The following is a 6787-nucleotide window of genomic DNA, read 5'->3' as shown; positions in this document are numbered from 1 at the left end:
CCGGCAGGATGCGGCCCCGCCCCGAGGCGCCCTGCACCGCGAACGGCCAGGCCGCCGTCACGGCAGGAAACCCGGAGGCATCGAGGATGCGCCACAACGGGGCGCCCCGCAGGTCCTCCACGCGGTGAGGAGTGGCCGTGAGCACGCCCGACAGCACCAGCAGGTCGGCGAACACGTAGCGCGGCAGGAGGTCGAGCGTGGCCCAGCCCCCTCGGTACCGATCGTGGGCGCGGATGGCGGTGCCCGGCGGATACCGCCCCGTCGCGACCGAGGCCCAGATGGGCGACGGCTGCCGTGGCTCGATCGAGAACAGCGTCAGGTAGGCGCCGCCATCGAGCAGTCGGCCGAAGTTCGGGAGCCGGCCCTGCGCCGCCGCGGGCGAGACGTAATCGAGCGACGCGCCGTCGAGCAGGATGATCCACACGCGCCCCGCCGGCGGCTCGCGCAGCGTGGCATCGACCGGGCGGACGCCCCTGGCCGGACCGGCGCCCGGTTCGGCGGGGCCGCGTGCCACAAGCGGCAACACCATGGCGGCCACCACGGCGATGCCCAGCAACGCGCCACCCACGCGGCTGCCCCGGCGACCGAACCCGTAGTGCACGAGCGCGATCAGCAGCAGGACGAAGGCGGAGATGGCGAGAGTGAGCGCGACCACTGCGCCACGGCGGGCGGCGCCGGGCGTCAGCGATGCCTGGTACGCCGAGAGGTTCAGCCACGCCAGCAGCGCGCCGAGCCCCACGACCAGGGTGGTCATCCACGCTAGCAGCCGCAGGCTGAGCCAGCCGGGCCCTCGCCTGGTGGAGAGGTAGCGGACCAGGCTGGCGAAGAAGAACGCCGCCGCCAGCAGCAACCCGGCCGTGAGCCCGAGCCGCCAGCCCAGGGAGAACAGCACGCCCGGATGCAGCGGCGCCTGCGGGTTCAGCAGCAGCACCAGGTGCAGCAGCATGACCGCGCCGAGGGCGCCGGCCACCAGCGCGTTGGTCAGCAGTCGCAGGTACGGCATGAGAGGGATGCGCTATGCTGCCCGGGATGATCGTGGACGTGCAGGCCGACGTACTCGGCAATCGCGCGCTGTCGGCAGAGTACAACGTCGTCACGCTCGCCGCCCCGGCAATCGCGGCGGCCGCCCGGCCGGGGCAGTTCGTCATGGTCAAGACGAAGCCCGGCCTCGAGCCGCTGCTGCGCCGACCCTTCTCCATCTTCGAGATCGTGCGGGGCGCCGACGGCACGCCGCTCGGCATCAGCATCCTCAACAAGCGGATCGGCATCGGGACCGGCCAGCTGTTCGACGCGCGGGAAGGCGACCGCCTCGGCGTGCTCGGCCCGCTCGGCCAGCCGTGGCCGCTCGTCGAGGCGCCGACGCGGGCGTGGATGGTGGCCGGCGGTGTCGGACTGGCGCCGTTCGCGACGCTCACCGAGGCGCTGTCGGCGCAGGGCGTGCCGCTCACCCTGTTCTACGGCGCGCGACGCGGCGAGGACCTCTACTACGCGGAGTGGTTCGCCGAGCGCGGCGTCGACCTGGTGCTGGCCACCGAGGACGGCAGCCGTGGCACGCACGGGCGCATCACGCTGCCGCTCGAGGCGGCCCTGCGCGACACCGCGGCCGAGGCGCCCGTGGCGATCTACTGCTGCGGCCCGACGCCGATGATGCAGGCCGTCGCCGAACGCGCGGCGGCCGCCGGCCGCGAGGCCTGGGTGTCGCTCGAGCAGGTGATGGGGTGCGGCATGGGCGGCTGTTACAGCTGCGTCGTCCCGGTGAAGACCGCCGACGGCGGATCGCACTTCGTCCGCTCGTGCACCAATGGCCCGGTGTTCGCCGCCAGCACGCTGCAGTGGGAAGGGCTGGCGCACCATGGTTGATTTCACCACCCCGCTCGGCCCGCTCACGCTCGCCAACCCGCTGATGGCCGCAAGCGGCTGCTTCGGCTACGGCGTCGAGTACAAGGACGCCCTCGACCTGTCGCAGCTCGGCGCGGTCGTGGTCAAGGGCCTGTTCATGACCGAGCGCGAGGGCCACGCGCCGCCGCGCATCGTCGAGACGCCCGGCGGCATGCTGAACGCCATCGGCCTGCAGGGCATCGGCGTGCACCGCTTCGTGAAGGAGCGGCTGCCGGAGCTGCGCGCGCTGGGCGCGACGACGATCGTCAACGTGTGCGGCGTGACCCTCGACGAGTACGTCGAGGTGTGCAAGGTGCTCTCGGATCACGAGGGCGTCGCCGGCATCGAGCTGAACATCTCGTGCCCGAACATCAAGGAAGGCGGCATCCAGTTCGGGTGCAGCCTGCCGGGCACGCACGACGTCGTGTCGGCGGTGCGCAAGGCGACGAACCTGCCCATCATGCCGAAGCTGACGCCCAACGTGACCGACGTGGCGTCGTTCGCCCGCGCGGCCGAGGAGGCCGGCGCCGACGCGATCTCGCTCGTCAACACGTTCCTCGCCATGGCGATCGACGTCGAGACGCGCAAGCCGAAGCTCACCAACGTGATGGGCGGCCTCAGCGGCCCGGCCATCCGCCCCATCGCCGTGCGCATGACCTACGAGTGCCGCCAGGCGGTGAAGATCCCCATCGTCGGCATGGGCGGCATCGCCAACGCCGCCGACGTGCTCGAGTTCATGCTCGCCGGCGCCAACGCCGTCCAGATCGGCACGGCCAACTTCGCCGATCCGTTCATCTGGTCGACGGTGATGGCTGACCTCGAGGCCTACTGCACGCGGCACGGCATCACGCGCCTGGCCGACCTCGTGGGCGGCGTCGACATCCCGAAGAAGAAGGCTGCCCCGGCACCCGCATGTCGCCCATCCTGATCGCCCTCGACGTCGACCGCATCGCGCAGGCCGACACGCTCGTCCAGCAGCTGGCGCCGCACGTCGGCGGCTTCAAGGTCGGCAAGCAGCTCTTCGTGAGCGAGGGGCCGGCGGCCGTCGCGCCCATCGTCGACCGCGGGCTGCGGCTGTTCCTCGACCTGAAGTTCCACGACATCCCGAACACCGTGGCCGGGGCCGTGCGCGCCGGCACGCGGCTCGGCGCCTGGATGATGACCGTGCACGCCAGCGGCGGGCACGACATGCTGAAGGCCGCCCGCGACGCGGCGCACGAGGAAGCCGCGAAGACCGGCGGCACACGTCCCCTGATCGTCGGCGTGACGGTGCTCACCAGTCTCGACAACGCGAGGCTGGCGGAGGTGGGCGCGGGGGATGGCGTTCGGGCGCAGGTGCAGCGGCTTGCCGCGCTCGCGCAGAAGGCCGGCATCGATGGCGTCGTCGCGTCGCCGCAGGAGATCGGGCTGATCCGCGAGACCTGCGGCCCCGACTTCGCGATCGTCACGCCGGGCATCCGCCCCGCGTCGTCCAGCAAGGACGACCAGGCGCGCACGATGACACCGCGCGAGGCCGTCCAGGCCGGCGCGAGCTACCTCGTGATCGGCCGCCCGATCACCGGCGCGGCCGATCCGGCGGCCGCAGCGGCCGCGATCAACGACGAGATCGGTTGACACAGAGGTAGGGCCGCGTGTCCCACGCGGCCGCTGTCGATAGCGGCGCGGTCGCATACCCTGAGCGGAGTCGAAGGGGAGACCGCGCCCCACCGAACGACAAAGGGCCCGACGAGTCGGGCCCTTGTCATTCCTTCGCAAGCCATCGGCCCGGTTGGCCGATGACCTACTTCGCCGTGATCAGGAAGTGGCCGCGGCGGTTCTGCGAGAAGCAGCTCTCGGCTTCGTCCGTGCAGAACGGCTGCTCCTCGCCCTTGCTGACGATCGTGACGCGCTCGGCCGGCAGGCCCAGGCTCACGAGGTAGTCACGCACGGCGGCCGCACGCTGCTCGCCGAGCGCGAGGTTGTACTCGGGCGTGCCGCGGTTGTCGCAGTGTCCCTCGACCAGCACGCGCGTGCCGGTCCACTTCTTCAGCCACTCCATGTTCTTCTGCACGGCGGCGCGCCCCTCGTCGGAGAGCTGCGAGCTGTCGTACCCGAAGAACACGTCACCGAGCGGCTTCTCGGCGTTCACTTCCTCGAGGGTCTTCTTCGCGAAGAGCTCCTCTTCGGTCAGCGGCCGCGGCGCCTCTGGCGCCGGCGCGGGTGGCGGCGGCGGAGGAGGCGGTGGCGGCGGGGGCGCCGGCGTGGTGGCTGGCGGTGGGGCAGGCGGAGGCGGCGCCGGGGCGGGCGCCTTCTTGGCGCACCCCGCGACACCGAGGGCCACACACAGACCGACAGCAGGCAGCACGACACGCAGTCGAGACATCGATCCGAGACTCCCGGGAGAGAAAGGTGGGGGACACGGCGCCGCAGGCGACACCGTCACGCGTTGCATCGTGCCACAGCCTATCGGCGTGCCACCGGCGTGTCAACGCAGGCGATCGACTCGAAGCGTGCCAATCTCCAGCGCCAGCCGTCGAGCGTCGGCCGTCCCCGTCTGCTCACCCGCCACGAACGAGGGCGACACCCGCCACGTGACGCGCGTCCGCGCGTCCGACGAACGCACCTCGAGCACCTGATCGAGACTGAACGGACGCGACAGTTCATGGCGGGCGACACGCCGGCCATCGACGAACATCTCGAGCACGGGCTGTCGATCGTAGTGACGCGGATACGTGCCCGCGACCACCATCCGCACCCTGCCTGCGCCACCGGCGATGTCCAGATGGCTCTCGTCGCCCACCCATCGCCACTGCCGCCCTGTCGCGACGTCGCGCTCGGGCTCGTACCAGCCCTGCCCCAGGGCCACCACCGGGGTGCCCTCCGGTTGCGCGTCGAACTGCTCGAGGAAGATTCGCTCGCTGCCCTGCACGCCCATGGCGCGCACCTCGAGCGGCACGTAGGGCTCCGCCCCGGCCAGGCTCGGGAGCGTGCGCACGATCGCGAACGGCCCCGCAGGCACCTCCACCCGCGTGGCGTACCGATCGCCCGCGCGAATCTCGATCGTGGCCGGAGGCGCTCCCGCAGGCGCCACGTGCCGCCCGCCGACCACGAGCGTCGACCGCACCTCGTGCGCGCGAACGAGCGCGCTGCTGCCGGTCGACGATGGCCCCTGCCCGGCGGCGGCCGACAGGCCGGCCAGTTCGGGCGACAGGCCCCAGCCATCGCGAAGCATCCACTGCGGCGACACGACGCGATGGATGTCGAAGGCATGCGGGCGCATGCCGCCGAGCACCGCCGCCACCGGCAACGGCCAGCGCACGCGCGACTCCAGCCGGAAGGCGCGCGGATCGACCGCCACGCGATCGCCCCGACGCGGATCGACCAGCCACCACACCTCGCGCTGGCCCCGCCGCCACACGTCAAGGGCCCCCTGCCACTCGTGCGATCGCGGCGACGGCAGGAGCGTGTACGTGGGCGACGGCGTCAGGGCAGCGCGAGCACGCCGCGTCTCGGCCCACACCCGGCGATGCATGAGCACCGTGTCGCCGGGAGCGCTGGCCGACGCGGCCAGGCGCGTGACCGCCTCGGCGGCCGTGGCCCCCGTCTCGAGGTACTGCTGGTGCGCATGCAGCGAGACGCCGAGCAGCAGCCCTGCGCCGAGCACGCCCGCCACCCGGGCCTGGCGGGGTACCCAGCGCACCAGCGCCAGCACGGCGAGCGTGGCCACCGGCACCACCAGCGGCAGGGCGTACCGCGTGGTCTCCGTCTCCTGGAACGCCAGGTGGTAGGCGAGGTACGGGAGGAATCCCAGTGCCAGCCATGTCGCCAACGCGGTGCGGACACGCAGGGCCAGCACCCCGGCGATCGCGAGCGTGATCACCACGACGGCGACGGGCCACCATCCCCACGGCGACACGAACGTATCGAGGAGCGCCGCGATCAGGCGACGCACGCCTGGTTGCAGGAACAGCATCGGCACGCCCTCGAAGTCCTCGCCCGCCTGCGACGCCAGCGCCGCCCGGTAGGCCTCGAGGCCGCCGGTCATCCACACCATCGGCACGGCCCACGCGAGCACGCCCGCCAGCGACGCCGCGGCCATGCCCAGCGCCGCACGCAGGTCGAAGCGCCGCGCGATGCCCACGGTCACCCAGGCGAGCATCGGCACCGCCAGCCACGTCACCTGCGATCGCACGCCGGTGGCCAGGCCGCACACCAGCGCCGCGATCAACGCGGTGCGGTACGGCTCGAGGCGCCAGCGCGCCCGCAGCAGCCACCACTGGCACGCGAGCGCGGCCGCAAGGCCCGCCATGTCGCTCAGGGGCCTCGCTGCAGAGATCCAGAACAGCGGCGCCGCCGCCACCAGCAGCACCACCAGCGCGGGCGTCGATGCGTGCGTGTCTGCTGACGTGTCTCGCAGCAGGATCAGCAGGATGCGGTGCAGCAGGAGCAGCGCGAGGGCGCCGGCGAGTCCCGCCAGCAACGCCATCGCGATGGCGGCGCGCGTGTGCGGATCCGGCACGAGGGGCGCGAGCGCCGTCGACACGCCGCGCGCCAGCACCATGAACACCGGATAGCCGGGCGGGTGCGGCTGGTGCGCGGCCACGTCGTAGTGCTGCAGGCCGAGCGCGAAGTTGATCGAGTCGATGTCCTCGAGGTGGCGGGGCAGCCACGCGAGGTGCGCGCACAGGAAGAGCGCGGCGATTCCCGGCACGAGCCGGTCCAGCGGTGCAGTGCCGCGCATCATGGCAGCGGCCTGCCGTGGGGGGCAGGCCGCAGGGAGATCACGCGAAGGACGGGCGCCGGGGCGCGCGCCTACTCGTCGTCCTCGTCGAGGTCATCCTCGTCGTCGTCCCAGCCGAGGTCGTCTTCGTCCTCGTCCTCGTCGTCTTCCTCGCCCTCGTCCTCGTCGTCCCACTCCTCGTCGTCGTCG

General features: G+C 72.4%; 6 protein-coding genes. 3 read left to right on the top strand and 3 right to left on the bottom strand.

Annotated features, from left to right (window positions below; all coding sequences use genetic code 11):
- On the bottom strand, positions 1-1003 hold a 1003-nt coding region (locus ACIRDX_RS19035; protein ID WP_396627021.1), incomplete at its 3' end, for an alkaline phosphatase family protein.
- Between the two features lie 14 nt (positions 1004-1017).
- On the opposite strand from ACIRDX_RS19035, the gene ACIRDX_RS19030 reads away from it, so the two are divergent.
- From ACIRDX_RS19030 to pyrF, 3 genes are read left to right on the top strand one after another with little or no spacing between them, the layout of a single operon-like run.
- The gene (locus ACIRDX_RS19030; RefSeq protein WP_396627020.1) at positions 1018-1860 is read left to right on the top strand and encodes a dihydroorotate dehydrogenase electron transfer subunit; all 843 of its coding nucleotides are present in this window, start codon (positions 1018-1020) and stop codon (positions 1858-1860) included.
- Positions 1853-2806: a dihydroorotate dehydrogenase gene (locus tag ACIRDX_RS19025; protein ID WP_396627019.1), complete on the top strand. Its 954-nt coding sequence runs from the start codon at positions 1853-1855 to the stop codon at positions 2804-2806. Before ACIRDX_RS19030 ends, ACIRDX_RS19025 begins: the two co-directional genes overlap by 8 nt.
- Positions 2791-3492 (top strand): orotidine-5'-phosphate decarboxylase, encoded by a 702-nt coding sequence (pyrF, locus tag ACIRDX_RS19020; protein ID WP_396627018.1) that lies wholly within the window; start codon positions 2791-2793, stop codon positions 3490-3492. Before ACIRDX_RS19025 ends, pyrF begins: the two co-directional genes overlap by 16 nt.
- A 166-nt stretch (positions 3493-3658) precedes the next feature.
- Here the strand turns inward: pyrF and ACIRDX_RS19015 are convergent, their stop codons facing one another.
- A complete protein-coding gene (locus tag ACIRDX_RS19015) occupies positions 3659-4240 on the bottom strand; it encodes an OmpA family protein (RefSeq protein WP_396627017.1) in 582 nt (193 codons plus the stop codon).
- A 102-nt stretch (positions 4241-4342) separates the two neighbouring features.
- Positions 4343-6601, bottom strand: a complete 2259-nt coding sequence (locus tag ACIRDX_RS19010; RefSeq protein ID WP_396627016.1) for a protein O-mannosyl-transferase family — start codon at positions 6599-6601, stop codon at positions 4343-4345.
- Between the last annotated feature and the right edge of the window lie 186 nt (positions 6602-6787).

It is taken from the genome of Luteitalea sp. (assembly GCF_044337415.1).
Classification (GTDB): Bacteria; Acidobacteriota; Vicinamibacteria; order Vicinamibacterales; family Vicinamibacteraceae; genus Luteitalea.
The sequence above is the reverse complement of the archived record's forward strand: the minus strand, read 5'-3'. Positions and strand labels throughout refer to the sequence as shown.